The sequence below is a fragment of the Cytophaga hutchinsonii ATCC 33406 genome (assembly GCF_000014145.1).
GTDB classification, from domain to species: domain Bacteria; phylum Bacteroidota; class Bacteroidia; order Cytophagales; family Cytophagaceae; genus Cytophaga; species Cytophaga hutchinsonii.
The window spans coordinates 3,830,106-3,857,069 of the sequence record NC_008255.1; the positions used below are offsets into that span (position 1 = coordinate 3,830,106).

Consider the following 26,964-nt stretch of genomic DNA (forward strand, 5'->3'; position numbering starts at 1 on the left):
TTTTAATTATCAATCTTAAAATATAGGCAGAAAGGATTTGAGATACTCACGTAGCCAAGGTTCCTAATTTGAGATTTCCTGAGTTTGATGAGGAATGGGAAGAGAAAACGTTGGGGGAGATCTGTGAAATGCAAGCTGGAAAATTCGTTAGTGCTAGTGAAATAAAAGAGCAGCATTTTGACGGCTTATTTCCTTGTTATGGTGGAAATGGATTAAGAGGTTATACTAAATCATATAATTACGATGGTAAATATTCCTTAATTGGTCGACAGGGAGCATTATGTGGCAATGTAAATTTTGCTAATGGAAAATTTCATGCAACAGAGCATGCAGTGGTTGTCACCCCGTTAAATGGCATTAATACAGTTTGGATGTTTTACTTGTTAACAAATTTGAATTTAAATCAATTTGCTACAGGCATGGCCCAACCAGGACTATCTGTACAAAATTTAGAAAAGGTTGAGAGTACAATTCCTAAAGCTATAGATGAGCAAGAAAAAATTGCTTCTTTTCTAACGCTAATTGACGGACGTATCTCAACTCAAAACAAAATAATTAAGGAATTAGAATTACTTATTAAATCAATTAGCCAAATTATATTTCATGGACACAGATATAAATTCAAAAAAGCAAGCTTAGGTTCAATCTGCACTATAAAAAAAGGCGAGCAAATTAACAGTTCGGTGTTAAGTGAATCAGGACTTTACGCAGTAATGAATGGAGGAATTACTCCATCGGGATATTACTCACAATATAATTGTGTTGGTAATACTATCTCTATTAGCGAAGGAGGAAATTCATGCGGCTATGTCCAATTCAATGATAAGAAATTTTGGAGCGGGGGACATTGTTACACACTATCCGAAATCAACGCAGAAATTTCTAATAAATACCTATATTACTTTATGAAATTCTCTGAGAATTTAATAATGTCTCTTCGCGTAGGCTCGGGATTACCTAATATCCAGAAAAAAGATCTTGAAAAATTCAATGTAGCCTTTCCTGAAATAAATCAACAGTATCAAATCTCTAAATTTTTGGATCTTTTAACAGAAAAGATCCAAGTTGAAAAATCTCTTAAAACTTCCTTAATAAGGCAGAAGCAGTATGTACTAAAAAAAATGTTCATATAAAAAGATTAGCCAATAAGTATTTTTTTTGTTTTTCCATTTGATGGAGTCCTTTTATTTCCAATTCTATTTTATTATTGATAAGGAAAAGAATATTTGAAATTTTCAATTGCTCTTCAAAACATGGTAGTTCAATAGTTTCATTTGCATAGTCTTTGTAGTATATGTGAGGAATTGTACTACCAGTTACATATTTTGTAAAATCAATAGTGCTTAATAAACAAAATAAAAATAAGCGCTTGTTGTGTCTTTGGGTTTTACTATATCCATTGTTCCTAAAACAGAAGATCTACCATTACAATAAAAAAGCCTACCGACTCCAGCACCATCTTTTACAATACTGACATAATCATTTTCTTCTTCGTAAAAATCAACCTTCTTTAAAATCCCTGATGCTCCGTAAATAAGATATTCCCCGAAATTATTTTCTATTTTATTTGCAGAAATACTAGAAGATTTCTTTTCACAAATTTCTTCTAATTTCTTTATTTCCCAGTTTGAAAATTCTTTTCCTTTATCATCCTTAAGTCGCAATTGTCTAGAAAATATCTTCTGACTGACCACAATCTTTAACAACTTTAACTCCTCAATTATTTTGTTTTGAGTTGAGATACGTCCGTCAATTAGCGTTAGAAAAGAAGCAATTTTTTCTTGCTCATCTATAGCTTTAGGAATTGTACTCTCAACCTTTTCTAAATTTTGTACAGATAGTCCTGGTTGGGCCATGCCTGTAGCAAATTGATTTAAATTCAAATTTGTTAACAAGTAAAACATCCAAACTGTATTAATGCCATTTAACGGGGTGACAACCACTGCATGCTCTGTTGCATGAAATTTTCCATTAGCAAAATTTACATTGCCACATAATGCTCCCTGTCGACCAATTAAGGAATATTTACCATCGTAATTATATGATTTAGTATAACCTCTTAATCCATTTCCACCATAACAAGGAAATAAGCCGTCAAAATGCTGCTCTTTTATTTCACTAGCACTAACGAATTTTCCAGCTTGCATTTCACAGATCTCCCCCAACGTTTTCTCTTCCCATTCCTCATCAAACTCAGGAAATCTCAAATTAGGAACGTTAGTATTTTTTTTACCAGCTTTTGCCATATTGGTCATTTATTTTCTTAGCTATAAACATTAAGGATTTTACCCTTAAAAAATATGCTGACTATTTATTTTTTCTGTTCTTAATTTTATCTTCTAATGATTTTATCTCTTTCAGATCTTCCGCATCCGCATTCAGAGCATCTTCAAGTTTTCGTTTCGCATCAAATGTTTTATATACGTGCTCTATCATTTTTTCCATCTGTGTATGGCTAATACTTCCCTTACCTTTCAGTATAGGTTTATCGTTAAGCGCTATAATTTTATCAACGTTTTCCCTCCAAAAATTCATTGTGATATCCTGTCTGTTTTTCGCTCTCAATTCAGCGGTTTCCAGAAACACAACTACAAAACGATTAAGACTATCAACTTCATCATCTGTTAAATAGTTTTTAGCAATAAAGGTGTCTTGCTTTCGTACAATACTTCCTTCCCAACTGGTCAAAGCCATATTGGGTTCATCGGCTTTAGCTCTGCTTACAATTATTTCCGCTGCTGTTTTTCCTGTAATTGCAAACAACAGCTTATTTTGTGTTTCGGCAAAAAACAATTGTGTGGTTTTGTCGGTGCTATCGTAATCATTACTAAGCGCAAACAGGTCACGTACTTTTTGATAGAATCTTTTCTCAGAAGCACGTATATCTCTGATACGAGCCAGCAATTCATCAAAATAATCAGGTCTGCCATCCGGATTTTTCAATCGCTCATCGTCCATGATAAATCCTTTTACCATGTACTCTTTTAAGTTACGATTTGCCCACTGCCTGAATTGTGTCCCTCTTTTACTTCTAACCCTGAACCCGATTGCAAGGATCATATCCAGGCTGTAAAAAGTTACATTATAGTTTTTTCCATCCGCGGCAGTTGTCAAGTAATCCTTGACAACTGCCGCTTCATTTAACTCGTTCTCTTCAAGTATATTAAGAATGTGCAGACTTATATTTTGCTTGGTTGTGTCAAAAAGCTCTGCCAGTTGCTGCTGATTCATCCATACAGAGCCATCTTTTGCATATAAGGAAACAGCAGCTTTCCCATCTTGGGTGTTATAAATAATGATGTTTTGCTTTTCCTGCATATCTGCTTTCCTAAAAATTAAAATACCAATCCAAGTTCTTTCATATACACATCAATCTGTTTATCCAGATCCGTACGCTTGGCTTCAAGATTTTTTATTTCAGCCATCACTGCCTGTATATCTATTTCTTCTTCCTCTTCAAACGTGTCTACGTATCGTGGGATATTGAGGTTGAAATCATTCTCAGCGATTTCCTTTAACGAAGCACAGTGACTGTACTTTTCTATTTCCTTTCTGCTACGGTATGTATCAACAATTTTATCAATATGTTTTTCCCTTAAAATATTCTGCGTTTTTACTTTTTCAAATTCTTTGCTGGCATCAATGAATAAAATATTATCCGGCATTTCGCGACATTTTTTAATCACCAGAATACAGGTTGGAATACTTGTTCCATAAAAAATATTTCCCGGCAAGCCGATCACTGCATCAAGATAATTTTTCTGTTCGATCAAATATTTACGGATATGTTGTTCTGCTCCACCTCTAAACAATACGCCATGCGGTAATACAAGCGCCATGATCCCATTCTCCGCCAAATGATGTACCATGTGCTGTACAAACGCATAATCTGCTTTACTTGCCGGAGCCAGTTTACCATATTGACTGAAACGATCATCACTTAAATGCAATGGGTTCGCGCTCCATTGCGCTGAAAAAGGTGGATTGGCTACGATAGCTTCAAACTGTTGCCCCATGTGCTGTGGATGCTCAAGCGTGTCTTCCTGCTTTATATCAAATTTTCTGTAATGCACACCATGCAGGATCATATTCATTCGTGCAAGGTTATACGTAGTACGATTCATCTCCTGTCCGTAAAACTTTGCAACATCTTTTACTTCTCTCGCTACTCTAAGCAATAAAGAGCCCGAACCACATGTAGGATCATACACAGACTTTAGTTTATGTTTTTCTGTAGTAACAATCTTTGCGAGGATTTTAGAAACCTGCTGAGGAGTATAAAATTCACCTGCCTTTTTCCCTGCACCACTTGCAAATTGTCCTATGAGATATTCATACGAGTCTCCCAATACATCCGACTCTAAATCTTCTAATTTAAAATCTATCTTATCGAGGTGAGTCAGGACTTTTGCAATAATCGCATTTCGTGCATCTGGCGTTTTGCCCAGTTTGGTACTGTTCAAATCCATGTCCTCGAAAAGATTATCGAAGTCCTCTTCACTATCCGTACCCATGGTACTTAGCTGAATATTGATTAAAATTTTTTGAAGATCTTCTAAAATGAAATTTGTTTTAGCTTCATCAAAATTTTCTCCTTCGTCATTGGAACCTCTACCCCTCTTCGCTACCTCACTAAACAATTCTTCCGGTTTTAAAAAATAACCTAATTTTTCTAAAGCCTCTTCTCTGATTGCTTCTAAATATTCCTTGCCTTGTTTTAGTTTAGGAGTTATTTCGCGAAAGCTTATTTTATCTTGCTTAAGAATATCATTGGCAAAAATCTCCATTTTTTCACTCAGATATTTATAAAAAATAAATCCCAGAATATAATCACGGAATTCATCTGCATTCATTTTACCTCGAAGGGTATTAGCAATATTCCAAAGCTGCTGTTCTAATATTCGTTTCTGATCTTCTGACATTTCAATGGTTTATTACATGTTCAAAAATATACCTAAAGGATTTGTAATCCCAAATGTAAAATTTTAAAACAAGAAACCCTTAGCTTTTTTCAAACTAAGGGTTCTTTTAAATATTAGCGAGCAATAAAATTTAAAATATATAAATCCTAACTCCATTTAATCGGTTTATCAATTATGTGACGTTAGGAAGTCTTATAGAACTTGGCAACAATGAAGATTAAAACGTAATTCAAAATTTTTTAATATTATACTTGAATTCGCTTTATTTTGCAAATCATACGAAAACCGGAGTGATGGAAAACCAACGACAATTTTCTGTTCCGGTTTTATTTCTCTTATCAAATCAATGGGTGGCACAATATCACTATCAGCAGATATTAAAATTATTACATCACATTTTTCTAAAATAATATCCCGTTTTAACTGCAATGTGGACGTCTGTTTGTTTTTCTTTCAAATGTATTATTTATTGCCCAGCAGGATGAACATGTAATCTTCTTTGGAAGATATTTTCCCAGATATAAATTAAACTTTGGATTCAATTTATTTGCCGAGAAGAAAAGATCCTGCCTTTCCTGCTTGCCTTTTTTATAGGCCTGGCAGAGAAATAATTCACCTCCACTAATTCCTGATTGGTTTAAGAAATTTGGAACAAAATTCACCATGTCGAGCCAATAGTATTTTTTCCATCCTGCTTGTTTGAGGCCAATATAAAAATTAAACCCATCAAAATAAAAAATAACCTTTTCCATACGTTGTATTTGTTATTAAAAATAAAAGCCCTCTTTCAAGGGCTTAGTCTTATGAATTTCTCATCATAAGGGGGCGTTAATGATACAAATGTTTTTTAAATCAATAAAATCAACTAGAATGTAATATTAATGAAGACCTATATTTTGTTCTTTTAACATACGTTTATATGTATCGATAATTAGAATAAAACAAAAACCCTTAGCTTTTTCAAACTAAGGGTTTTCTTCAATGGTAGCGGGAACAGGACTCGAACCTGTGACCTTCGGGTTATGAGCCCGACGAGCTACCAACTGCTCCATCCCGCGGTATATTTTTGGTATATTTCGTCTTTTTCAGATAATCAGAACAACTTTCTGATTGTTTGGTTTGCAAATGTATAAAAATTTACTGAAAACGCCAAATTATTTGGCTAAATAAGCCTGTAAAGCTGGATATATTCATTTTTATGCTTGTAATCAGTCTGATACTATTACATATCAGCCGGTTTTTTAATGACAACAGTGTTCCCCCATCTATCGTGTACGGTCTTTTTCCGGTCATCATTTAACATAAACAGGATATCAATAAAAAATACTCCTGAAAATGCATACTGCAAATATTTATAGACCGGTGCCTGCATCTGCTGTGCCTTCATTAGTTCCATATAGGTATCTGCGTGCTGAAAAGCTTCTGTGCTGAATAAATTCATACAGATTATTGCAGAAAAGATCATTGACAGGACATAGTAGTAATTGCGTTTTAACGTCTGAGCGTAATCAAGCGGCTGGAATGCATCGCCGGTCACTTTAATTCTAACCACCATTTTTCCGAGTGTCTGTCCATATTTTTTTTCCATATAAAGTTTATAAACCAAATGGACCATTCCGGATAATACAGCAAGCACATAGATCTTATAATAAACCATCGATAAAAATATGAGACCATAATTCACCGGGCTTAAAATCAATCCATCCAATAATGTAGCGCCAACACGTTTCCAGAATGTCGCATACACAACATTGTCTGCTTCGGCTTCTTCACTCAGCACATCTATTATTTCCTGTTGCATGTTAATTTTTATCAAGTACAATCGTATCCGCTATCATATCATGAAAGGCCTGTTTCTGCGGCGTGAAAAATACAAAAGCCATATCCAGTGCAATCACCAATAAGCCTACTTTAAACAGGTCGTGTACACTCACCAGAGAAAACAAAATAGGCATGCTGATAAAATCAGAACCAAAGCGCGGAATAAGCACATAAAAATAAACCGTGTACGCAGTCATCAGCAAAAGCCAGACAATGTTCCTCCGGATTACGTGCTGCCAGCCGGGTTTGCTGCCGTCTGCAACCAATACCTCAAGCTTATACATCATTTTACCAAACGATTGCCAGCCCTTTTTCTCTGCAACAACCTTATACAAAAGCAGCAGGCTGATGCAGCTTATATAAAGCGGCCGTTCATAGGTATTGGTAAATATAAAGGATGCCAGGTACGATAATATCCAGCAATTCACTACATCAATCAGCACAACAAAAATACGCTTGCCAGGAGCCGCGTAATCCTGTTCTACCGGATCGTTTTCCTCATCAATGATTGTTGTCAATGGCTTATTGTTTATGTGTGTCTCTTAATACAGTTGTGAAGGTATGCAGGATACGTGTCTGTTTTAAAAATAAAACAGTATGTCTCTATTTCACGTTTAACATCAACGATCTGTTTTTTTATGCCGTATTTATGAAAATAAGACATTCCCTGCAACAGCAAAAACCAATGCAAGAGCATATAGTCCTAAAATAATAAGGGTGAAAATGCCATAAAATTTAAATAACGAATTCAAACTCGACAATCCTTTTTCAATACCGTAAATGTCCATTGTTGGGATACTCTTTAACATCCGGGTAGAAAAGTTGAACATGTGCAGTACGGGCACAAACCATAATATTGCCATCAATAAATAGAAAAACGTAAGAGCCGCAACGATATTAAAATCAAACTGTCCCATACTCATCTGTGCTAACTTTTCAAATACCATACTTATAGTGAACGCACCGATTAAAATAAAACCGATTCCAACGAAACCCACAATAGCCAGGAACTTTCCCCATTTAGCCGTTTGTGTTAAGTGTTTTTTCATTGAATTTGTCAGGGCAAATACACTTTCTGATCCGATTTCTGAGCTGTCTAAAATGTCCATTTAAAATAAAATTAAAATTGATAAGAGAAAACAATATAAAAAAAGGTCAGTCAACAATTGACTGACCTTTTACCTGCTATTCGTTGAATTAAATGTGAAGCGCTCTGTTATCCGTAGCAGCTAAACACGCTTCTTTAAATGATTCTGTGAACGTTGGATGCGCATGAGACATTCTGCTGATGTCTTCAGCTGATGCTCTGAATTCCATTGCAACCACTGCTTCTGCGATCATATCTGCCACACGTGGCCCGATCATATGTACACCTAAAATTTCGTCTGTTTCTTTGTCGGCAAGTACTTTTACAAAACCATCCAGATCCATGCTCGCTCTCGCTCTACCGGATGCTTTGAACGGGAAGTTTCCTACTTTGTATGCTTTGCCGTCCTTTTTCAATTGCTCTTCGGTATAACCAACCGCTGCAACTTCCGGCCAGGTATACACAACACCCGGTATTAAGTTATAATTGATGTGTGGTTTTTGTCCGGCGATCGATTCTGCAACAAACACGCCTTCTTCTTCTGCTTTGTGTGCAAGCATGGCGCCAACAACCACGTCACCGATTGCATAAATGCCCGGAACGTTTGTCTGTAAGTGGCCGTCAACAGCTACTCTGCCGCGTTCGTCTAATTTTACACCTGCTGCTTCAAGGCCTAAACCTTCTGTGTACGGACGGCGCCCTGTTGCTACCAACACATAATCACCTTTCAATTCCAGTACTTTACCGTCTTTATCTTCTGCCGTAACCGTTACTTCCTTGCCTTTAGCCGTTGCGCCTGTTACTTTATGACTGAAGTAAAAATCGAAACCTAAATGGTTTTTAGAAACTTTGATCAATTCTTTACCCAACGCTTTATCCATCGTAGGAATCAAGGTATCCATGAATTCAACGACAGAAACTTTCGCGCCCAAACGTGCATATACCGAACCAAGTTCCATACCAATAACGCCGCCACCAATAACGATCAGGTGTTTTGGTACTTCTGTCAGTTCCAATGCTTCCGTAGAAGTTATGATTCGTTTTTTATCGATTGCAACATTTGGTAACGATGTAGGCTTAGAACCGGTAGCGATAATTGTTTTCGCTGTTTTCAATTCTTTCACGCTTCCGTCAGCAGCGGTTACTTTAATCGTGTTTTTATCAACGAAAGAACCGATGCCTGTATGCACATCGACTTTATTCTTCTTCATCAAATAGTTGATGCCGTCGCATGTTTGTTTTACAACACCTGCCTTGCGGTCAATCATTTGTTTCAGATTCACTTTTACATCTTTTACATCAATGCCATGTTCTTTGAACGTGTGTGTTGCATTGTAATAATGTTCAGATGAATCCAGTAAAGCTTTTGAAGGAATACAACCTACGTTTAAGCAGGTACCACCCAGCGTGCTATATTTTTCAATCAATGCGGTCTTCATACCAAGCTGTGCGCAACGGATTGCTGCTACATACCCACCAGGACCAGAACCGATAACTACTACGTCGTACATATCTTTTATAGTTACTAGGTACTTTTTTAGTTACGAGTTTCTAGTTGCTAGTTACTAGATGCTGATAACGTTAAGTACTGTTTAATTTTTTATACTATTTTATAATATCTTTATTAATAGAGGTTATTACGAATTTTAGTTACTAGTCTAGTAACTAGTACCTAGCAACTCGTAACTCATTAAACTCCTAGTAACAATCTGCTCGGATCTTCCAGCAATTGTTTCACACGTACCAGGAAACCTACAGACTCACGGCCGTCAATGATACGGTGATCGTAAGAAAGTGCTAAGTACATGATCGGACGGATCACTACCTGTCCGCCTACTGCTACCGGACGCTCAACGATGTTGTGCATACCTAAGATCGCAGATTGCGGTGAGTTGATGATCGGTGTAGACAACATAGAACCGAAGATACCACCGTTTGTGATGGTAAATGTACCGCCAGACATTTCGTCGATGCTTAATTTACCGTCACGTGCGCGTGTTGCCAAACGTACGATCTCTGCTTCGATCTCATTGAAGCTCATTGTTTCCGCATTACGGATTACAGGAACTACTAAACCTTTCGGCGTAGATACCGCTACCGATACGTCACAGAAGTTATGGTATACAATTTCATCTCCATCGATGTATGCGTTTACGGCAGGGAATTCCTGAAGCGCCATACATACCGCTTTCGTGAAGAATGACATAAAGCCTAAGCCAATGCCGTATTTTTCCTTGAAGGTATCCTTGTATTTAGAACGCATGTCCATAACAGGCTTCATGTCTACTTCGTTGAACGTAGTAAGCATGGCTGTTTCGTTTTTCACGGCAACCAAACGGCGTGCAATGGTTTTACGAAGGCTTGTCATTTTTACGCGGTCGTCTGCACGGCCCGCTGCTGATGCTTTAGCTGCCGGAGCCGCTGTTGAAGCTGCTGCTGCTGGTTTTGCTGCTGCTGCCGGAGCTGCAGATGCTTTCAGTGCGTCTTCTTTTGTAATGCGGCCATCTTTACCTGAACCTGCAACCGCAGAAGCATCAACGCCTTTTTCATTTAATATTTTACCAGCTGCCGGAGAAGCATGCCCTCCTGCATAGTTTGCGCCGCCAGATGAAGCTGCTGCTGTTGCTGCCGGCGCAGAAGCTGGAGCTGCTGCCTGTGAAGCACCGCCCGCACCCGGAACGATTTTGCAAACGACTGTTCCGATCGCTACTGTATCGCCGGATTTAGATAATATTTCTATTGTACCTGTTGTTTCAGCATGCAATTCAAATGTTGCTTTGTCTGATTCTATTTCCAATAACAGATCACCAGCCTTTACTGCATCGCCTGATTTAACAGACCATGCACCTAAGGTTACTTCTGTAATGGATTCGCCAACGGTTGGTATTTTAACTTCTACCGGTGCTGCATTAGATGCTGCCGGAGCTGGTGCTGCCGGAGTAGCCGCTGGCGCTGCTGCAGGAGCTGCATTTGCTGCCGGTTTGGCAGCGGCAGAACCTGCACCTTCTTCGATGGAACAGATAACAGTGCCAATTGCTACTGTATCGCCTTCCTTCGCGTTTAATTTTAAGATACCTGATTTCTCAGCATTTAATTCAAACGTTGCTTTGTCTGATTCGATCTCGCAAATCAATTCGTTTACATCTACAAACTCTCCATCTTTTTTATTCCATCTTCCGATGGTTACTTCTGTGATGGATTCACCTACTGTAGGTACTTTTACTTCAAATGCCATAATTCAATGTTTCAATAAAAATTCTTTTAATTATTTAATTAGATAAGTATAAGCTTATCGGATATTCATTTTTTCGATCTTCTCAGCAAAGGCACGTTTCACAAGCTCTGCCTGCTTTTCGTTGTGTGCTTTTAAATAACCTACTGCCGGAGAAGATGCTTCATCACGGGCGATAACTTCGATACCTGTATTGTTCATCAAATACATTCTACGTAAGATGTAACCCCACGCGCCCATGTTATATGGTTCTTCCTGTACCCAAACATATTCTGCACCTTTGTATTTCTCAAATACAGCAGCCATTTGTTTTTCAGGATATGGATATAATTGCTCGATACGAACAATCGCAACATCATTACGCTTCGCATTTTTTTGTTCTTCAAACAGATCGTAATACACTTTACCTGTACAGAACAATACACGTTTTACTTTTTTAGCATCTACGTTTGCATCGTCGATCACTTCCTGGAAACGTCCGCTTGTAAATTCTTTTAAGTCAGAAACAACCAACGGGTGTCTTAATAAAGACTTCGGTGCCATGTTGATCAACGGCTTACGGAATTCCCACTTCAGCTGTCTGCGTAGTGCATGGAACATGTTTGCAGGCGTTGTGATGTTTGTAACGATGATGTTGTTGTTCGCACACAATCCTAAGAAACGCTCTAAACGTGCTGAAGAGTGCTCCGGACCTTGTCCTTCATAACCGTGCGGCAATTGCATTACCAAGCCGTTCTGACGCTGCCACTTCGTTTCACCTGAAGTAACAAACTGATCAATCATAACCTGTGTGCCGTTTGCAAAGTCCCCAAACTGTGCTTCCCAAATTACAAGAGCACTTGGGTTTGCCATTGCATAACCGTATTCAAAACCTAACACACCATATTCAGATAATAAGGAGTTATAGATACGGAAACGTTTCTGGTTATCTGAAATGTGATTTAAGCTGTAGTATGGTTCGTTTGTTTCAGCATCTTTCAATACCGCATGACGGTGAGAGAAAGTACCGCGCTGAACATCCTGGCCGCTGAAGCGAACAATTTTCTTTTCTAATAATAATGAACCGTATGCAAGTAATTCTGCCGTTGCCCAGTTCACAATTTTTGTATCCTGGAATTGTTCTTTACGGTCTTTTAATAATTTTTCAATTTGTTTCAACGGTTTGAAATCTGCCGGAATATCTGTGATCGCCTTTCCTACTTTATCAATTACTTCTTGTGTAATTGATGTATCGGGCGATTGATCAAAATCTTCTTTTGTCGCCTTGCGAAGTTCCGTCCACTCTTTTTCCATTTTCTGTAAGGAATATGGAAGCGGTTTTTGCTTCACCTGGTTCAGACGATCCTGCAACATGTCTCTGAATTCGCGATCCATGTTCTTAGCAATCTCAGCATCTACATCACCGCGTTCAATCAATTTCTGATTGTATAATTCACGTGGGTTTGCGTGGCGGGAAATTACATTGTATAATTTTGGTTGTGTGAACTTAGGTTCATCACTCTCGTTGTGACCGTGGCGACGGTAGCACACCATATCAATGAAAATATCTTCGTTGAATTTTTGTCTGTATTCAGCCGCTAAACGCATGCAGAACGTCACCGCTTCCGGATCATCACCATTTACGTGCATTACAGGCGCATCAACAATTTTAGCAACATCCGTACAATAGATCGAAGAACGTGCGTCTTCAAAATCCGTTGTAAAACCAACCTGGTTGTTAATTACAAAGTGAATGGTACCGCCAGTCTGGTAACCGGCAAGTTTACTCATCTGTACAATTTCATACACAATACCCTGTGCCGCAACCGCTGCATCACCGTGTATCAATACAGGCAATACTTTTTTATAATCGTAGCCATACAAACGATCTCCTTTAGCACGTACAAATCCCAATACCACAGGATCTACCGCTTCCAGGTGAGAAGGGTTCGGCATTAATTTCAAATTGATCTTCTGACCTTTTGGTGTAACCACTTCGCTTGAATACCCCATGTGGTATTTCACGTCGCCGTCACCCATGGTCATATCCGGCTTGATATTTCCTTCGAACTCGTTAAAGATCTGTTCGTAGGTTTTACCCATGATGTTTGCCAATACGTTCAAACGGCCACGGTGAGCCATACCGATCACTACTTCTTCAACACCAAGTTCGGCACTGGCAGTAATCATTTTATCCAATGCAGGAATCGTAGTTTCACCACCTTCAAGAGAGAAACGTTTCTGACCTACATATTTTGTATGAAGAAAGTTTTCGAAAACAACCGCTTCATTCAGTTTAGAAAGAATGCGTTTCTTTTCGTCTAATGTTAAATTATGCGCAAGCGATTCTTTTTCGATCTTGTTACGTAACCACGCCAGTTTTTCCGGCTTACGGATATACATATATTCAAAACCGATCGCACCTTCGTAGATGAATTTTAATGTCTCTACAATTTTACGAAGTGAGGCAGCACCGATACCGATTTCGTTCCCTGCTTCAAACACCACATCCAGATCTGCATCCGTAAGTCCAAAGTCTGTAAGCTCCAACAACGGCTTGCGGTCCTTACGCTCACGTACCGGGTTGGTTTTAGATCTTAAGTGACCTCTGCTTCTATAGGCGTGTATCAAATAGTGTACACGTACTTCTTTTTCTGAAACGGTTGTTGCCGGGCTTGATGCAACCGCTGCTACACCATTGCCAGAAGGAGCTTCAGCGCTCCCGCCGTTTGTTGCACCTTTTTCGCCGTATTTCTGCAGAGAGAAATTGTATCCTTCAAAAAATTTCTGCCAGGTTTCATCTACCGATGAAGGATCTTTGCGGTAAGATTGATACATCTCATCTACGTATGAGATTTCTGCATTTGACACGTATGAATAATTATCCATGGTTGACTTTTTACGATTAAGTTGATACAAAGGTAATAAAATGGCAAAATGTTCATAACCTTATATTCGAATATTCAAATGTATATTAATTTTCAACAAGTTAATTAACTATTTATAAAATGAAAAAAGTCCCTTAAACCTTAAATTTTAAACTTATATCTCAAAAACTTACCTCTTTTTATGTAAACATTGGATAAAAAGACATCCATTTATTGAACTTAATCGTTAAATTGTTTGACTGAATGAATAAATTTTTAATATGGCCTTAGTTCAATTTTCCGGTATTCTTGAACGTAAACGTGCTGCGCATTTATTGCGTCGCATCACTTTTGGACCAAACAAAGGAGAAATAGATACGTTTTCTTCGCTCACTCCGGCAGCTGCCTTAACCCTGTTATTTACAGATACAGCTGAACCACAACCACCGGTTGATCTTAAAACGGGCACAACCTGGGTAACTGCTCCTTCAACCGCAGCGAACAGTACAGATGCCGTGCTGCAGGAATACTTCAAAGGCTGGTGGCTTAAACAGATGCTGGCGCAGGATATTTCTTCAGCAAACAGGCTTCCGGCAATGGTACGGGAAAAGATCGTATTTTTTCTGCACACGCATTTAACTACCATACAGGAAGTAGTGGGTAACAGCCGGGCTTTATATTTCCAGAATGTTTTGTTCCGGAAATATGCGCTGGACGGCAGTAAACCGGCTTTGATTAATTTAAAGGAATTAACAAAAAAGGTAAGTATTGACAATGCCATGCTGATCTTACTGGATGGCAAATTAAATGTGAAAGGTGACCCGAATGAAAATTTCGGAAGGGAACTGATTGAATTATACACGCTGGGAAAAGGTTTACAGGGAAATATTCCTCCCTCAACCGTTCAGGGCGATTATATTTATTATACCGAACAGGATGTTAAAGCTGCGGCGTTGGTTATGTCTGGCTGGGACACAAATACAACCTTCACTACACTTGATGCAGACACGGGCCTTCCAAGAGGCAAGGCTAAAACTAATGCCACAACAATTGCTACGCAGCATGACAACAGTGTTAAACAGTTCAGTGCACGTTTTAACAACGCTACCATTACGCCCAACCCTGCTTTACTAAGCAGCGGACAGGCAACGGAAGCAAGTATGATCGATGAGATCAGCCAGCTGGTGGATCTGATTTATTCTCAGGCGGAATGTCCGAAAAATATCTGCCGCAAAATTTATCGCTTCTTTATTTACCACGAAATAGATGCAACAATAGACGCTACCATCATTTCGGAGCTTGCAGCAACGTTTGTAGCGAATGGATACAAGATTGAACCGGTAATAAAAGAATTGCTGGGTAGCCAGTATTTTTATGATCTGATGGATGCTTCGGTTGATAACGACAAGTTCGGTGCTATTATTAAATCACCGCTGGAACTTGTTACAGAAACGCTCAGCTTCTTCGAATATAGCTTACCCGCGCAATTGGATGCGTATTACAAAACAACGGATAATCTATTCACCCAATTACGGATCATGGGAATGAATTTCATGAACCCGATAGATGTTTCCGGCTTTGATGCATACCATCAATATCCAATGTTTAACAGAGCATGGATCTCAACCAATGCATTAAACAGAAGATATAATTTTATTTTTTTAAGCATGACTACCGACAACATGATGATGGATGGCGCCATAAACATTGATCTGTATGCATATATGAAACTCAGGTTCGGATCTGTTGCAGCAGATCCGGATGCTTTTATCCGTGAACTGATTTCATATCTGTTTCCGCTTTCACAGGAAATAACTGAAATAACAACAGAGCGTCTGAATTATTTCAAACAACAGTTCTTTCAGTTAGGGGAAGCGCTGCCGCAAGGCCCGCTTGTATTCTGGCAGTTCAGCTGGGCAAATGGAGATACGGTCCCTGCAAGTAAAACAGATGCACGGGGCATGTTACAGGACCTCGTAAACGCACTCTTACAGTCACCGGAATTTCAACTTCATTAATTCAGTAATGGTATGAAAAGAAGAGATTTTTTAACAAAACTCCCTGCACTGGCATTGCCGTTTGTAATCAATGGTACATACTTCAACATACTGGCAGATACATTGTCGCCCTTACAGCGTCTGGCAGCTAACTGCCCCAACGACCGGGTACTGATTATTTTACAGCTGCATGGCGGTAATGATGGTATCAATATGCTGTTACCTGTTTCTGACTATGACCGCTATTATAATGTCCGCGCCAACATTGCTATTCCGGATAAAGGCGCGCGGGCTTTTATCCGATTGGATAGTACGCTTGCCAATACAGACCAGATTGGCCTGCACCCGGATATGGTTGGCGTGAAAAGTATGTATGATCAGGGTCTGGTACGCATGATCCAGGGTGTATCGTATGAGAATCACAACCAATCACACTTCAGAGGCCGGGATATATTATTTATGGGTGGCGGCTCCTCTGATTATTTAACATCCGGCTGGGCAGGCAGGTATTTAAAAAATAATTACGCGCCCGATGTGTATCCTGCTGATTTTCCGAATGCAAACATGCCGGATCCATTGGCATTGGAGTTCAATGATGATCTCTCGCTTGTGTTCCATCAGGACGATAATATCCCAACATCCATAGCGATAGATGACCCGGAATCTTTTTTTGATCTGGTTGATACCCTGCCTGGATACAATGATAAGCCGGGGATAGATGCACGCGGTATCCCGCCAGCGTCTGTAGCTAATTCTCCGTATGGAAAAGAAATGAACTGGATTCTTAATCTGGAAGAAAAATCAGATGAATACCACAGCCGCATTCTTCAGGTATACAATAAAGGAAAAGCAACAGACCCGAATATTTCGTATCCGGTTTCTTATCCGCTCAACGCGCCGAAACAACGTGTTAAAAATCCGCTTTCAGCAAAATTAAAAATTATTGCCAATCTGATCCAGGGCGGATCGAAAACAAAAATTTATCTGATCCGCATGGGCGGATTTGATACGCACGCGCAACAGGTTGAAACAACCAGTGCAACGATGGGTAATCATGCCGCCTTGATGTATCACATCTCTTCAGCCATGCGTGCTTTCCAGGATGATCTGAAAGCACGGAGTATCGATGAACGTGTATTAACTATGACAACATCTGAATTCGGCAGAAGAATTTATTCAAACGGAAGTTATGGTACCGATCACGGTATAGGTGCGCCAATGATGCTCTTTGGTAAAGGTGTTGTACCAGGCTTGTCGGGCACAAACCCGGACTTAACGCAGGACAATGTAGCCATGCAGTTTGATTACAGACAGGTGTATGCAAGTATTCTTAAAGACTGGATGTGTGTGGACGCAAGTCTTGTTGATAATGAGTTTGGCATTCTTTGGGGGAACTATCCCGGAAGAGGTACAACACTGCCTATTATAAATAATAATTTAATTTCCAGTGTAAATGATTTCGTGCGCGATAGATTTTACATGAATAATTGTTATCCCAATCCGGCAGTCAATTTTACCGATATTACATTTTATATTAACACCAGTTGCGTTGTTACCATATCCTTGCACGATAGTACCGGCAAGCTGATAAAAAATATTGTTTCTGAAACCTATCCTGTGGGTGAAAGTAAAGTCTCTGTAGATTTGCGGGAAATAAAAGCCGGCATGTATTTCTACCAGATTGAAACGTCTTACTTTAAAGATGCCAAGAAAATTGTTATTCAAAAATAGTGTATGCAAAAACAGTTATTCAATACATGCATTTTTATTTTTTCCCTGTGTGCATGGACATACTCCTATCAAGCACACGCACAGGTTCACCGAAAAAAATCAGCACATGCGAGCGGCTTGCCCACAAATAATTTTGAAAAAACACAATTCTATATTGGTATTCGCGGAGGCCTGAATCTCACGAAAGTACGTATCATTAATAGTTATTCTTCTTTTGTATCTCCTACAGATCCTGCTGAAGACTATAAAAAAACATATACCGATTATACAACTCCGGCTGGCTCTTTTGGACTGGAATTTTCTTTTTCGTATCAGAAATTTACCGCAAGCTTTCAGCCTAATTACAGAAGACAAACATACAGTTATTCCAATACGTATGAATGGCATGATGCAAACAACGTACAAAATTATTTGCAGCTTACGTATAATCAAAAAACGCAGCTGGATTATATTGAATTTCCGTTGTTCATCCGGTATGATATAATTTCAGGTGCATTCAAACCTTTTGTGCAGGCAGGCTTTTATTATGCTATTTTAAATAGCGCAACAAAACAATTGAATATTGAAGGCGTGGATCATTCAGGCGGCACAAGCCGGAGTTTTACTGAACCGGTTACCATAATCGGAGCCGATGATTTATTTATCAATTCTTCCATAGGTGCGGCGCTTGGTCTGGGTACCAGTTACAAAGTCGGTAACATACGCCTGATCCTTGATGCCACATATCGCATGGGCTTAAATAATATTTCCAATGTACAAAACCGGTATATATCTAATTCGCTTTCCGGCGCGGGTGATGTGTCTGATGATCTGAAATTAAATAACATTACATTTTCATTCGGCTGTTTATTCCCAATGAAATTTTTAATCTCTCCGTCACATAAAGCAGTAGACTAAATGAAACAGGTAATTTTATATATACTTCTTGCTGCAGGCATATTCAGCTGTGATATGAAAAAAAATAAGAACGCCGAACCCTCTGGCTTCTTAAAAATATATAATGAAAATTCTTATTCGAATCAATATACACCGTTAGATATTGAACAGACCTCTGATGAAGGCTTTCTGATTTTAAGCGCTGCCAAAATTGAGATTAGTGCATTCCCTGGTATTTACATTATGAAGATCGATAAAAACGGCAGCGTTCAATCTGCAGAATTATTATCCGACATATACGTAAGTGCGGTGCCTAATTTAATACGCAATGGAAATGAATGTTTTGTGGTATGCATGGACAGACAAAATCTGGGAACATATATTCTTGAAGTTGCTGAATCAGGAAAAACAACAGAGCGTGCATTCGTTGATGTGATGCAATACCCATTATCTGCAGAGCTGGATAATTCGAACGCACAGATAATTATACAGCATTATAATAAAGATGATCTGCAGACATTGGTTACACGTGTTTCCACAACCGGTGCTGTAACCGCGAGCCGTGCATTTGGCATTGGTTCCGGTGATTTTAATGTTGAACAACCTATTATCGATCACCTGACGGGCAATGGAAAAAAATATCCGTTTTTGAATGGCAAACTTTCCGGTAATACATATTATTTTAACGGCTTTTGTAACTATACGCTTTCCCTGTGTATGTTTGATTTTAACTGGAACAATGAAGATGAGCCAGCTGCTGCACAAGGATACAGAGATGAACGTTGTATAAGCAGCGTCGTACCAATGGGCGGAAATAACATTGCAACATCACGGTATGCTTACGGAGATAATTTTATTATTCCTTCTGCAACAGTTCCGGTTACATCTTCCGCTTTTTCTTCCAGCAGCGATATGGAAGGTTTTCTTATTCCTGAATTTATCCGTGATGCACCAATGGCATTAAAGCTACTGTCTTTGAATGGAAGGGAAGTATTGGTCTACGCAAGTACCACAAAAAATGCGCAGGTAGCTTTATTCACATATGATGCCGTAAGCAAACAATTATTAGCTACAAAATATCTTGGTGCAACCAATCCGTATGCGATGGCAAATATTATTCAGACAATTGACGGAGGTATTGCTGTGCTTGCTACTACACAGGTAGCAGGCAGGTTTTCGCGCATCGCTGTTTTTAAATTGTCAAAAGATGAGCTGGGCTGGTGAGCCAGTTGCAACAGATGGTTGACAGTTTACGCGAATAATCTTCTGTACACTATATAAACCCGTTTGCGTAAACGTGCCAAACCTTGGCAAAATAGAGTAAAACCATGGCGAATGGCATAGATAGCACATACATACGCCGTGGTTCGGCACGTTTAAGTGCTTCTCGAAAACTGAATAAAGAAGAAATATCCATTGCACTTAAACTGCCAACCACTTGTAATTGCTTTAATACAGGAACAATCGTATTTTCAAATCAGCTATGGACAAAATCATTTTTCATCCTGAATTTTTTACAGGAACAATATTAAATTGGAACAAACTACTTACACCTGAAAAATATAAACACGTAATATTAGAAGAATTAAAATTTCTGGTTCACTCAAACAAAATAATCTTATATGCTTATTGTATTATGGACAATCATATTCATTTGATTTGGCAGGTCAAAGGAGATACAAATCCATCGATTATCAAAAGAAGTTTTTTTACACCAACCGCACAATATTTTAAAAGAGATCTTAAATTAAATGACCCTAATGTGCTAGAATATTTTAAATCAACTCAACAAGATAGAACGTATCATTTTTGGGAAAGACGTTCATTAGGAATTGATTTATTCACTGACAAGGTATTCGAACAAAAATTAGATTATATCCACAACAATCCTGTAAAAGCGAATTTGTGCGAAAAGCAAGAATATTATAAATATTCGAGTGCCTCGTTTTATTTAACAGGTATAGATTATTGGAATATGCTTACACATTACAGAGGATGAGAAACAATAATGTGCCGAACAATGGCAGATGGAAGAGCAGGCCGTGGTTCGGCACGTTACGTGTATATGCTTTAAACTAAGACAGTAAATAGATGTCACACGCAACTGACAATCAATAATTAGCCGAGCAGCCAACCGCTCTCAATATTACTTCCCTTCTGAATATTCCTTTAAATAACTAAAATGCGGACCCAGCGTTCCTTTAACTGTAAGTGCACAGCGCTGTATCAGGTCTCCGTAAGGCTTGGTAAGCAAATCGGGTAATACATTTTTGATCAATTGGTTTCCAAAATCTTCTGAGGCACTGCGTGGTATTTCGCAGGGAAGATTATCTATCGCCATCACTGTAATATTTCTCGGATCTGAAAAGGGTGCTTCAATGTCTTTTGTAAACGGATTGAAATCATATGCCGGATCGTAGATGTTTGTTGACTTCACCGTAGTTGGAATGGATCCGTTAATATCACAGGTAATATCTGCAATTAAACGGATTGAAAAATCAGATCGTTTAATATCTTCTGTTGTAAACAATTTGGGTGCGCGCTGATCCCAATAAGCACCGGCAATAAGCACATCTGTTACAGATGCGAAACGCATGAAATTCGATTGATACATTTCCGGATGTTCGTGAAAATGTTCGGTGTTCCAGATATTGATCGATTGATTTGCAGAAGGTAGCCTGTTATAATCTGCTGAAATAATCTGTGTGTAAACGGGATGCTTATATGTTTTAGTAAGAAAATCCTGAGGAGAAATTTTTTGTATTCCCATTTCTTTCAACATCAGTTCTGCTCCGTTTCCCACTCTGCCAGCTCCTGTTAACACAAACCGCAAGGGCGGCAAAACAACTTTTTTTAATTCAGCTATCAGTTCATTGATATCATAACATTTATGAGCTGGCTTCAAATCAAATAAGTTATACTTTTTACCTGTAAGTAAAAAAGCATTGTATGCACCAACTATTCCCGCGTAATATCCAAAGGCAATAACACGTTTATTCTCTTTGTCTCGCAACGCTTCATAATCAATCAGCGTAATGCGTTTTTCTAAAACAGACTGCAGCAATTTTTGATTGTGAGGCTGTAATTTAATCGTATGAGAAAAAAACAAATACGTTTTATCCGCCATCAACTGATAGATCGGCACTTCTTTTATACCTAAAAGTATATCGCAGGAACTTAAATCTTCTCTGATGGGTATACCGGCAGATACATATTCTTTATTTGAAATACAACGGATATCGCTTGGCTGAACAAAAATCTCAACATGCGGGTATTGCTGCATAATCTCTACACACTGAGCAGGCAATAAGGGTACCCGTCTGTCAGATGGTACTTTACCTTCGCGAATAATACCGATTTTTAATTTAGTCATAAGGTTCCATCCGCCGCTGCGGAGCTTTGTTTCCAGATGAGTTACATTCGTCTATAAACCAGAACCTGGTAACTAGAGGTTTTTACTCAGAATCAAATATCCATACGTTACATCCGATCGTTTAAGTAATCTAATACGATTTTATTACTAACGAGTCTGATTTCGGTTCGATATTTTTTACACCAACAGGTGTATGCTGCATCTGTGCGGTATCAATTTTCTTATAGAACAAATACCCGTACGCTCCCCCGATACGCTTAAAATTCGGATGGTTTTCAAGATCTTCTTCTCTACCTGTTTTTGTTACCAGGTAAACAGCTTTATCCGTTTTACCATTCATCAGCCAATCCAGATTCCGTTCTCTTTGATTTGTTACCGGAGTTTTATTTGTATAATACAAATGCGCATAGCTTTTAAAATTATATACTTCCACATAAGCCGGCTCTGCATCGCGGTCTGTAAAGCGTTGATAGAAATTAATTACTTCTCCTTGAATATATGTTTCTATTTTAGGTAGAAATAAAGGCAATACTGTTTCGTGAAAAAGAATGGTAGAACAAAATAACAATACAATACCTTTTACAATTTCTTTCTTCAGATAATAGATAGCGGATATGAAAACGATTAAATAAGCCAATCCCGCCAACGCTTCCCAACCGCTCCAGCTGACAGGTGCAAGAAAATTCTTCGCCGCAAACGGATCTTTGATCAAGGGTGTGATCTCAATCATTCTTCCTTCATAATACGTTACAAGCAAGGGAAATCCGATCAGCGCCATACCAATAATAACGCCGGTAATAAGCAGCGCAAAAAATAAAAACCGGTTCAGTTTTTTTGAACCGTTCATGATACGCTCTACACCAGTAGCTGCTAAATACGACAGCGGGAAATAACAGAAAGAGGAATAATGAACAATTTTTGTTTTTACAATACTGAATAAAACCAATACCACAACAAAAGCCAGCACAGACCATAAACGGAATTGTTTTCGTGCTTCTGTATCTCCATCCCGATTCTTCATACCTAAAAAGGCAAAATACGACATGGGGAAACAGCCGAACAAAATAACAAGTGCATGGTAATAGAACGGGCCGCCGTGGCCTGCATCCTGTGTTTTAAACAACCGGATCTGATAAATAATAAATTCCTGAAGGAAAAACGGACCATTTGTTACCAGCTCATATCCGAACCATGCAACCGATACAATCCCTACTGTAACAAAAAACACAACCCATTCTTTGAATGCAAGCACCCAAAACTTTCGTACGATAACCATGTACACAGCAACCGTCAGCAGCACGTCCAGCAGTCCTACAGGTCCTTTCGTAAGCACTGCCATACCGGAGAAGAAACCGGCAAGCGCGGCAAACCTCAAACGCTCCTTTGCCTGGTCTGAACCTAACTGAGCAAGTCTGTATACAAACCATAAAGAAACAAAAATGAATAAATTAAATACCGGGTCAATGATGCCGGTTCTGAAATAGAAGTGCGGTAATACAGAGCCCGCGTACGTAAGCATCCAGATCCAGGCAAACTTTCTGTTCTCCAGTTTTCGGCCCATTGCATACAGCGTTAACATGGTCGCGATGCCTGTTAATGCATTTGGCAGACGTGATGCAAATTCATTTACACCAAAAATTTTCATACAGAGCACTTGCAGCCAAAAGAAAAAAGGTGGCTTTTCCCAAAACGTTTCGTAATTGATCTGCACATGTGTATAGTCACCTGTCAGGATCATTTCACGCGAAGCTTCTGCAAAATTAATTTCATCCCAGTCAAATAAATGAACGGAACCAATAAACGGTATAAACAGAATAGCAGATATAAGTATGATAAGTACTCTATCTGTGCGAAAGGATGTATCGGTTAATACATGCATTATCGTATAGAAATTAAAGGTTTATTTAAAGCCGGACTTGAAAGAAGATTGTATTTATTCACGTAGAATAACAAGATCAGCGAACCAAGCGAACCAATCACGGCACCTGCATATATGTCAATCAGGAAATGCTGTAAAAGATACACACGTGAAATACCTGCCAGTACAGCAAGAAGAAAAAATAAATAATTCATGGATCTGTTCGCATAGTAATACGAAAATAAAAAGAACAAACAAAAAGCTTGCGTGGTGTGTCCGGATGGAAAACTATTGGATGTATGTATTTCCAGGCCCTTTACAAAGTGCAGTTCCAGTACATCTTTTAAATATACCGATGGACGATCCATCGTTGGAAAAACAAATAATTTCAAGATCTGTGTAACAACAGAAACGGCTAATAAAATCCCTGTAATGATTAATCCTTTTCGTATTGAAAAAAACAGTATTAAACCAATCAATAAAAACGCGGCAAAAAATCCGTCGCCGAAATACGTTACCCAGTAAAAGAAATTATCAAAATAAGTTGTGTGAAAGGAATTCAACCAGATTTCAAATTGACCTTTTGCGGTCATTAACAAGATAAATCCCGGTATCAGCAAATAACATGCAAACAGCACCAGGAATATACGCGTTTGCTGAAGAATTTCTTTCACACGAACTATTTTAATGAATACTATAAATTAAGATTCAGTTGAATCCAGATCGTCTCTGTCGCGTAGCTTTTTATCATCTACGGTTTTATTCAGAAACTCATTGATCTTATCGATGTCATAATTGGTTTTAATTTCGCCAAAGGTGTTCACCTTAATATTCAATCCTTCCAGTTCTTTAGAAACTTTAGGTTTAGAATCTGTAACGTCGGTTTTCTTTTTTCTTGGCATAACTAAGTCAATTATGAATTTACTTTTTCACTTAATGTTATAAGGGCAAACTGCATTCTTTTTATCGCCTCTTCTTTTCCAACAATTTCTATGAATTGCATCAGATCAGGTCCTGCACCTGCGCCGGTTAAAGCCAGGCGAAGTGCCTGCATGATCTTGCCTATTTTGACATCCGCTTTTTCCAGTACTTCGTGCAATACATGTTTCACGTTTTCTGCATTGAATTCGCCTGTGTAAGCAGCTAATGCCTCTTTGTACGCACTGATAACAGTTACTGCTTCGGCATTCCATTTTGTACTTGCCACCTTCTCATCAAATGTTTCAGGTGCTTCAAAAAAGAATTGTCCTTCGATCCAGTAATCTTTAGCAAACGTCAAACGTTCTTTTAACATCTGCGCGATCAATGGAAGTTTAGCCGCATCATATTTTGCCTGATGTTTATCTGCTTCTTCTTTTAATAAACGTGTTAAAGTTTCATCGGGCAACTGCCGCATGTATTGCTGGTTGTACCACTTTGCTTTATTAATATCGAACTTCGTTCCCGATTTACCAATACGCTCTACTGTAAATGCTTCGATCAGTTCATCCATGGTAAACAACTCTTGTTGTGTACCCGGGTTCCAGCCTAAAAAGGCTAAGAAGTTTGTCGTTGCTTCCTGTAAATATCCCTGTTGTTTAAAGCCGATCCAAGTGTCTCCGCTTGCCGGGTCTTTCCAATCTAACGGGAATATCGGGAAACCGCCCGCATCCGCATCACGTTTGCTTAATTTACCATTCCCATCCGGCTTTAGCAATAACGGTAAGTGCGCAAATTGCGGCATGGTATCTTCCCAGCCTAAGAAACGATAAAGCAATACATGCAAGGGTGCAGAAGGCAGCCATTCTTCGCCACGTATTACGTGTGTGATCTCCATTAAGTGATCATCAACAATATTTGCTAAATGGTATGTTGGCATACCATCCGATTTTAACAATACTTTATCATCAATGGTTGAAGAGTGTACTACTACCCAGCCACGGATCATATCATTCAGGCGTATTTCTTCTTTACGCGGAACTTTCAAACGGATTACATATTCATCTCCTGCATCCAGACGTCTTTTCACTTCGTCTTCAGGCAAGGTTAATGAATTGTTCATTTGCATACGTGTAACCATGTTGTAAGAAGGTGAAGCAACCTTTGCTGCTTTCAACCGCTCTTTCATAGCTTCTAATTCTTCGGATGTATCAAACGCATAATAAGCGTTTCCTTCAGCAATTAATTTTTCTGCATACTCCCGATACATCGGCTTACGCTCAGACTGCTTATACGGTGCATGCGGCCCACCAACGCCGGCTCCTTCATCTATTACAATACCAACCCATGCAAGTGCTTCCTGAATGTATGCTTCCGCACCTGGTACAAAACGGTTCTGATCGGTATCTTCTATACGCAACAACATTTTACCGCCCATTTTACGGGCAAATAAATAATTGTATAAAGCCGTGCGCACACCGCCAATATGTAAAGGCCCCGTAGGGGATGGAGCAAATCGAACTCGAACTTGTTTATTAGTATCTGACATGAATTTTTATTTTAAAATAAATTCCAAAAAACAAATCACGCCGCGGCGAACCAATGCAACTGTTTGTTATTTGTATTTTGTTATTTGGGTTTTGTTATTTAACCGCTATACAGCTGATCTCCACATTTACATCTCTTGGCAAACGGGCAACTTCTACTGTTTCACGGGCAGGCTTTCCATCACCTACATATGTACCATACACTTCGTTAATGGCAGCAAAATTATTAAGGTCTTTTACAAAAATGGAACACTTCACAATATCAGAGAAACTATAGCCAGCTTCAAGTAAGATGGCTTCAATATTTTTCATCACACGGTGTGTTTCATTTTGAATGGAATCCGTAATTAAATTACCGGATGCCGGATCAAATGCTACTTGTCCTGAAACATATAACGTATTTCCGGCTAATATTGCCTGGCTGTACGGACCAATAGGTGCCGGCGCATTTGAAGTATTAATTATTTTCTTTGTCATGAAGATTAAATCTGAATACAAAAATACAAAAAAAGTAGGGAATTACAGGAAATAAAGCCTGTTCGTGTAACCCGGTATGTTTAACGCTAAAACATCTTTTAAACGCTGAAACATAGGTTTTTATTGGTTTGAAGTTCTTCATTCACTACGATATCAGAAATATTCTTCTATTCATATCTTTATAAAAACAGATCCTTCCTTGGTCGTTCGGCGGCCTTCCGTGGATAGGTCATGCTGCATCATTTCATTTCTTTTCAAAACATTATAACGAATAACACA

The 26,964-nt window shown here is 38.7% G+C and carries 23 protein-coding genes and 1 tRNA gene; 6 read left to right on the plus strand and 18 right to left on the minus strand.

Features of this window, described 5'->3' with window-relative positions; translation table 11 throughout:
- The first annotated feature begins 68 nt into the window (after positions 1 to 68).
- Positions 69 to 1,133, plus strand: coding sequence for a restriction endonuclease subunit S (locus tag CHU_RS19330; RefSeq protein WP_011586695.1), 1,065 nt, complete (start codon positions 69 to 71; stop codon positions 1,131 to 1,133).
- Here the strand turns inward: CHU_RS19330 and CHU_RS19955 are convergent.
- The 12 genes from CHU_RS19955 to CHU_RS16350 all read right to left on the minus strand — a co-directional run bounded on the left by CHU_RS19955 (position 1,126) and on the right by CHU_RS16350 (position 13,930).
- On the minus strand, positions 1,126 to 1,419 hold the full coding sequence (locus tag CHU_RS19955) for a restriction endonuclease subunit S (protein WP_081428669.1): 294 nt from the start codon (positions 1,417 to 1,419) through the stop codon (positions 1,126 to 1,128). The two genes, CHU_RS19330 and CHU_RS19955, sit on opposite strands and share 8 nt — an antisense overlap.
- Positions 1,344 to 2,246, minus strand: coding sequence for a restriction endonuclease subunit S (locus tag CHU_RS19025; RefSeq protein WP_177254180.1), 903 nt, complete (start codon positions 2,244 to 2,246; stop codon positions 1,344 to 1,346). The genes CHU_RS19955 and CHU_RS19025 overlap by 76 nt, the downstream gene beginning before the upstream one ends.
- A gap of 61 nt (positions 2,247 to 2,307) precedes the next feature.
- Positions 2,308 to 3,318 (minus strand): virulence RhuM family protein, encoded by a 1,011-nt coding sequence (locus tag CHU_RS16305; RefSeq protein WP_011586697.1) that lies wholly within the window; start codon positions 3,316 to 3,318, stop codon positions 2,308 to 2,310.
- Between the two features lie 17 nt (positions 3,319 to 3,335).
- Positions 3,336 to 4,922: a type I restriction-modification system subunit M gene (locus CHU_RS16310; RefSeq protein WP_011586698.1), complete on the minus strand. Its 1,587-nt coding sequence runs from the start codon at positions 4,920 to 4,922 to the stop codon at positions 3,336 to 3,338.
- Between the two features lie 419 nt (positions 4,923 to 5,341).
- Entirely contained in the window at positions 5,342 to 5,674 is a 333-nt protein-coding gene (locus CHU_RS19685) for a hypothetical protein (RefSeq protein ID WP_011586700.1), read from the minus strand.
- A 230-nt stretch (positions 5,675 to 5,904) separates the two neighbouring features.
- Positions 5,905 to 5,980: transfer RNA gene (locus CHU_RS16320), tRNA-Met, on the minus strand.
- Between the two features lie 164 nt (positions 5,981 to 6,144).
- Entirely contained in the window at positions 6,145 to 6,723 is a 579-nt protein-coding gene (locus CHU_RS19030; RefSeq protein WP_049755589.1) for an RDD family protein, read from the minus strand.
- Position 6,724: 1 nt separating this feature from the next.
- Complete coding sequence (locus CHU_RS16330; protein ID WP_011586702.1) at positions 6,725 to 7,261, minus strand: RDD family protein; 537 nt, start codon at positions 7,259 to 7,261, stop codon at positions 6,725 to 6,727.
- A gap of 129 nt (positions 7,262 to 7,390) precedes the next feature.
- Positions 7,391 to 7,852, minus strand: a complete 462-nt coding sequence (locus CHU_RS16335; RefSeq protein WP_011586703.1) for a hypothetical protein — start codon at positions 7,850 to 7,852, stop codon at positions 7,391 to 7,393.
- A gap of 88 nt (positions 7,853 to 7,940) precedes the next feature.
- Positions 7,941 to 9,341 carry a dihydrolipoyl dehydrogenase gene (gene lpdA / locus CHU_RS16340; protein ID WP_011586704.1) on the minus strand — a complete coding sequence of 467 codons (1,401 nt, stop codon included), beginning with the start codon at positions 9,339 to 9,341 and terminating at the stop codon, positions 7,941 to 7,943.
- Positions 9,342 to 9,520: 179 nt separating this feature from the next.
- On the minus strand, positions 9,521 to 11,065 hold the full coding sequence (gene odhB, locus CHU_RS16345; RefSeq protein ID WP_011586705.1) for a 2-oxoglutarate dehydrogenase complex dihydrolipoyllysine-residue succinyltransferase: 1,545 nt from the start codon (positions 11,063 to 11,065) through the stop codon (positions 9,521 to 9,523).
- A 54-nt stretch (positions 11,066 to 11,119) separates the two neighbouring features.
- Complete coding sequence (locus tag CHU_RS16350) at positions 11,120 to 13,930, minus strand: 2-oxoglutarate dehydrogenase E1 component (protein WP_041932459.1); 2,811 nt, start codon at positions 13,928 to 13,930, stop codon at positions 11,120 to 11,122.
- A gap of 259 nt (positions 13,931 to 14,189) precedes the next feature.
- Between CHU_RS16350 and CHU_RS16355 the strand changes: the two genes are divergently transcribed.
- The 5 genes from CHU_RS16355 (at position 14,190) to CHU_RS16375 (ending at position 20,511) form a co-directional block, all read left to right on the plus strand.
- On the plus strand, positions 14,190 to 15,926 hold the full coding sequence (locus CHU_RS16355) for a DUF1800 domain-containing protein (protein ID WP_011586707.1): 1,737 nt from the start codon (positions 14,190 to 14,192) through the stop codon (positions 15,924 to 15,926).
- Positions 15,927 to 15,938: 12 nt separating this feature from the next.
- A complete protein-coding gene (locus CHU_RS16360; RefSeq protein ID WP_011586708.1) occupies positions 15,939 to 17,636 on the plus strand; it encodes a DUF1501 domain-containing protein in 1,698 nt (565 codons plus the stop codon).
- A gap of 3 nt (positions 17,637 to 17,639) precedes the next feature.
- On the plus strand, positions 17,640 to 18,533 hold the full coding sequence (locus tag CHU_RS16365) for an outer membrane beta-barrel protein (RefSeq protein WP_011586709.1): 894 nt from the start codon (positions 17,640 to 17,642) through the stop codon (positions 18,531 to 18,533).
- Entirely contained in the window at positions 18,534 to 19,736 is a 1,203-nt protein-coding gene (locus CHU_RS16370; RefSeq protein WP_011586710.1) for a hypothetical protein, read from the plus strand.
- A gap of 259 nt (positions 19,737 to 19,995) precedes the next feature.
- The gene (locus CHU_RS16375; protein ID WP_011586712.1) at positions 19,996 to 20,511 is read left to right on the plus strand and encodes a transposase; all 516 of its coding nucleotides are present in this window, start codon (positions 19,996 to 19,998) and stop codon (positions 20,509 to 20,511) included.
- A gap of 147 nt (positions 20,512 to 20,658) precedes the next feature.
- Here CHU_RS16375 and CHU_RS16380 read toward each other — a convergent pair whose 3' ends face one another.
- The 6 genes from CHU_RS16380 to CHU_RS16405 form a co-directional block, all read right to left on the minus strand.
- A complete protein-coding gene (locus CHU_RS16380; RefSeq protein ID WP_011586713.1) occupies positions 20,659 to 21,885 on the minus strand; it encodes an NAD(P)-dependent oxidoreductase in 1,227 nt (408 codons plus the stop codon).
- A 130-nt stretch (positions 21,886 to 22,015) separates the two neighbouring features.
- Complete coding sequence (locus CHU_RS16385; protein ID WP_011586714.1) at positions 22,016 to 23,764, minus strand: ArnT family glycosyltransferase; 1,749 nt, start codon at positions 23,762 to 23,764, stop codon at positions 22,016 to 22,018.
- Positions 23,764 to 24,417, minus strand: a complete 654-nt coding sequence (locus CHU_RS16390) for a phosphatase PAP2 family protein (protein WP_011586715.1) — start codon at positions 24,415 to 24,417, stop codon at positions 23,764 to 23,766. The genes CHU_RS16385 and CHU_RS16390 overlap by 1 nt, the downstream gene beginning before the upstream one ends.
- 27 nt (positions 24,418 to 24,444) lie before the next feature.
- The gene (locus CHU_RS16395; RefSeq protein WP_011586716.1) at positions 24,445 to 24,645 is read right to left on the minus strand and encodes a hypothetical protein; all 201 of its coding nucleotides are present in this window, start codon (positions 24,643 to 24,645) and stop codon (positions 24,445 to 24,447) included.
- 11 nt (positions 24,646 to 24,656) lie between these two features.
- On the minus strand, positions 24,657 to 26,210 hold the full coding sequence (gltX, locus tag CHU_RS16400; RefSeq protein ID WP_011586717.1) for a glutamate--tRNA ligase: 1,554 nt from the start codon (positions 26,208 to 26,210) through the stop codon (positions 24,657 to 24,659).
- 94 nt (positions 26,211 to 26,304) lie between these two features.
- Positions 26,305 to 26,685: a RidA family protein gene (locus tag CHU_RS16405; RefSeq protein ID WP_011586718.1), complete on the minus strand. Its 381-nt coding sequence runs from the start codon at positions 26,683 to 26,685 to the stop codon at positions 26,305 to 26,307.
- Positions 26,686 to 26,964: the final 279 nt, after the last annotated feature.

Bases quoted from the DNA above. Each gene is read 5' to 3' on its own strand.
- CHU_RS16355 (WP_011586707.1), top strand. From the start codon at position 14,190: ATGGCCTTAGTTCAATTTTCCGGTATTCTTGAACGTAAACGTGCTGCG.
- CHU_RS16310 (WP_011586698.1), bottom strand. From the start codon at position 4,922: ATGTCAGAAGATCAGAAACGAATATTAGAACAGCAGCTTTGGAATATT.
- CHU_RS19030 (WP_049755589.1), bottom strand. From the start codon at position 6,723: ATGCAACAGGAAATAATAGATGTGCTGAGTGAAGAAGCCGAAGCAGAC.
- CHU_RS16375 (WP_011586712.1), top strand. From the start codon at position 19,996: ATGGACAAAATCATTTTTCATCCTGAATTTTTTACAGGAACAATATTA.
- CHU_RS16370 (WP_011586710.1), top strand. From the start codon at position 18,534: ATGAAACAGGTAATTTTATATATACTTCTTGCTGCAGGCATATTCAGC.
- CHU_RS16405 (WP_011586718.1), bottom strand. From the start codon at position 26,685: ATGACAAAGAAAATAATTAATACTTCAAATGCGCCGGCACCTATTGGT.
- CHU_RS16350 (WP_041932459.1), bottom strand. From the start codon at position 13,930: ATGGATAATTATTCATACGTGTCAAATGCAGAAATCTCATACGTAGAT.
- CHU_RS19025 (WP_177254180.1), bottom strand. From the start codon at position 2,246: ATGGCAAAAGCTGGTAAAAAAAATACTAACGTTCCTAATTTGAGATTT.
- CHU_RS16365 (WP_011586709.1), top strand. From the start codon at position 17,640: ATGCAAAAACAGTTATTCAATACATGCATTTTTATTTTTTCCCTGTGT.
- CHU_RS16395 (WP_011586716.1), bottom strand. From the start codon at position 24,645: ATGCCAAGAAAAAAGAAAACCGACGTTACAGATTCTAAACCTAAAGTT.
- lpdA (WP_011586704.1), bottom strand. From the start codon at position 9,341: ATGTACGACGTAGTAGTTATCGGTTCTGGTCCTGGTGGGTATGTAGCA.
- CHU_RS16335 (WP_011586703.1), bottom strand. From the start codon at position 7,852: ATGGACATTTTAGACAGCTCAGAAATCGGATCAGAAAGTGTATTTGCC.
- gltX (WP_011586717.1), bottom strand. From the start codon at position 26,210: ATGTCAGATACTAATAAACAAGTTCGAGTTCGATTTGCTCCATCCCCT.
- CHU_RS16360 (WP_011586708.1), top strand. From the start codon at position 15,939: ATGAAAAGAAGAGATTTTTTAACAAAACTCCCTGCACTGGCATTGCCG.
- CHU_RS16385 (WP_011586714.1), bottom strand. From the start codon at position 23,764: ATGCATGTATTAACCGATACATCCTTTCGCACAGATAGAGTACTTATC.
- CHU_RS19685 (WP_011586700.1), bottom strand. From the start codon at position 5,674: ATGGAAAAGGTTATTTTTTATTTTGATGGGTTTAATTTTTATATTGGC.
- CHU_RS16380 (WP_011586713.1), bottom strand. From the start codon at position 21,885: ATGACTAAATTAAAAATCGGTATTATTCGCGAAGGTAAAGTACCATCT.
- CHU_RS16305 (WP_011586697.1), bottom strand. From the start codon at position 3,318: ATGCAGGAAAAGCAAAACATCATTATTTATAACACCCAAGATGGGAAA.
- odhB (WP_011586705.1), bottom strand. From the start codon at position 11,065: ATGGCATTTGAAGTAAAAGTACCTACAGTAGGTGAATCCATCACAGAA.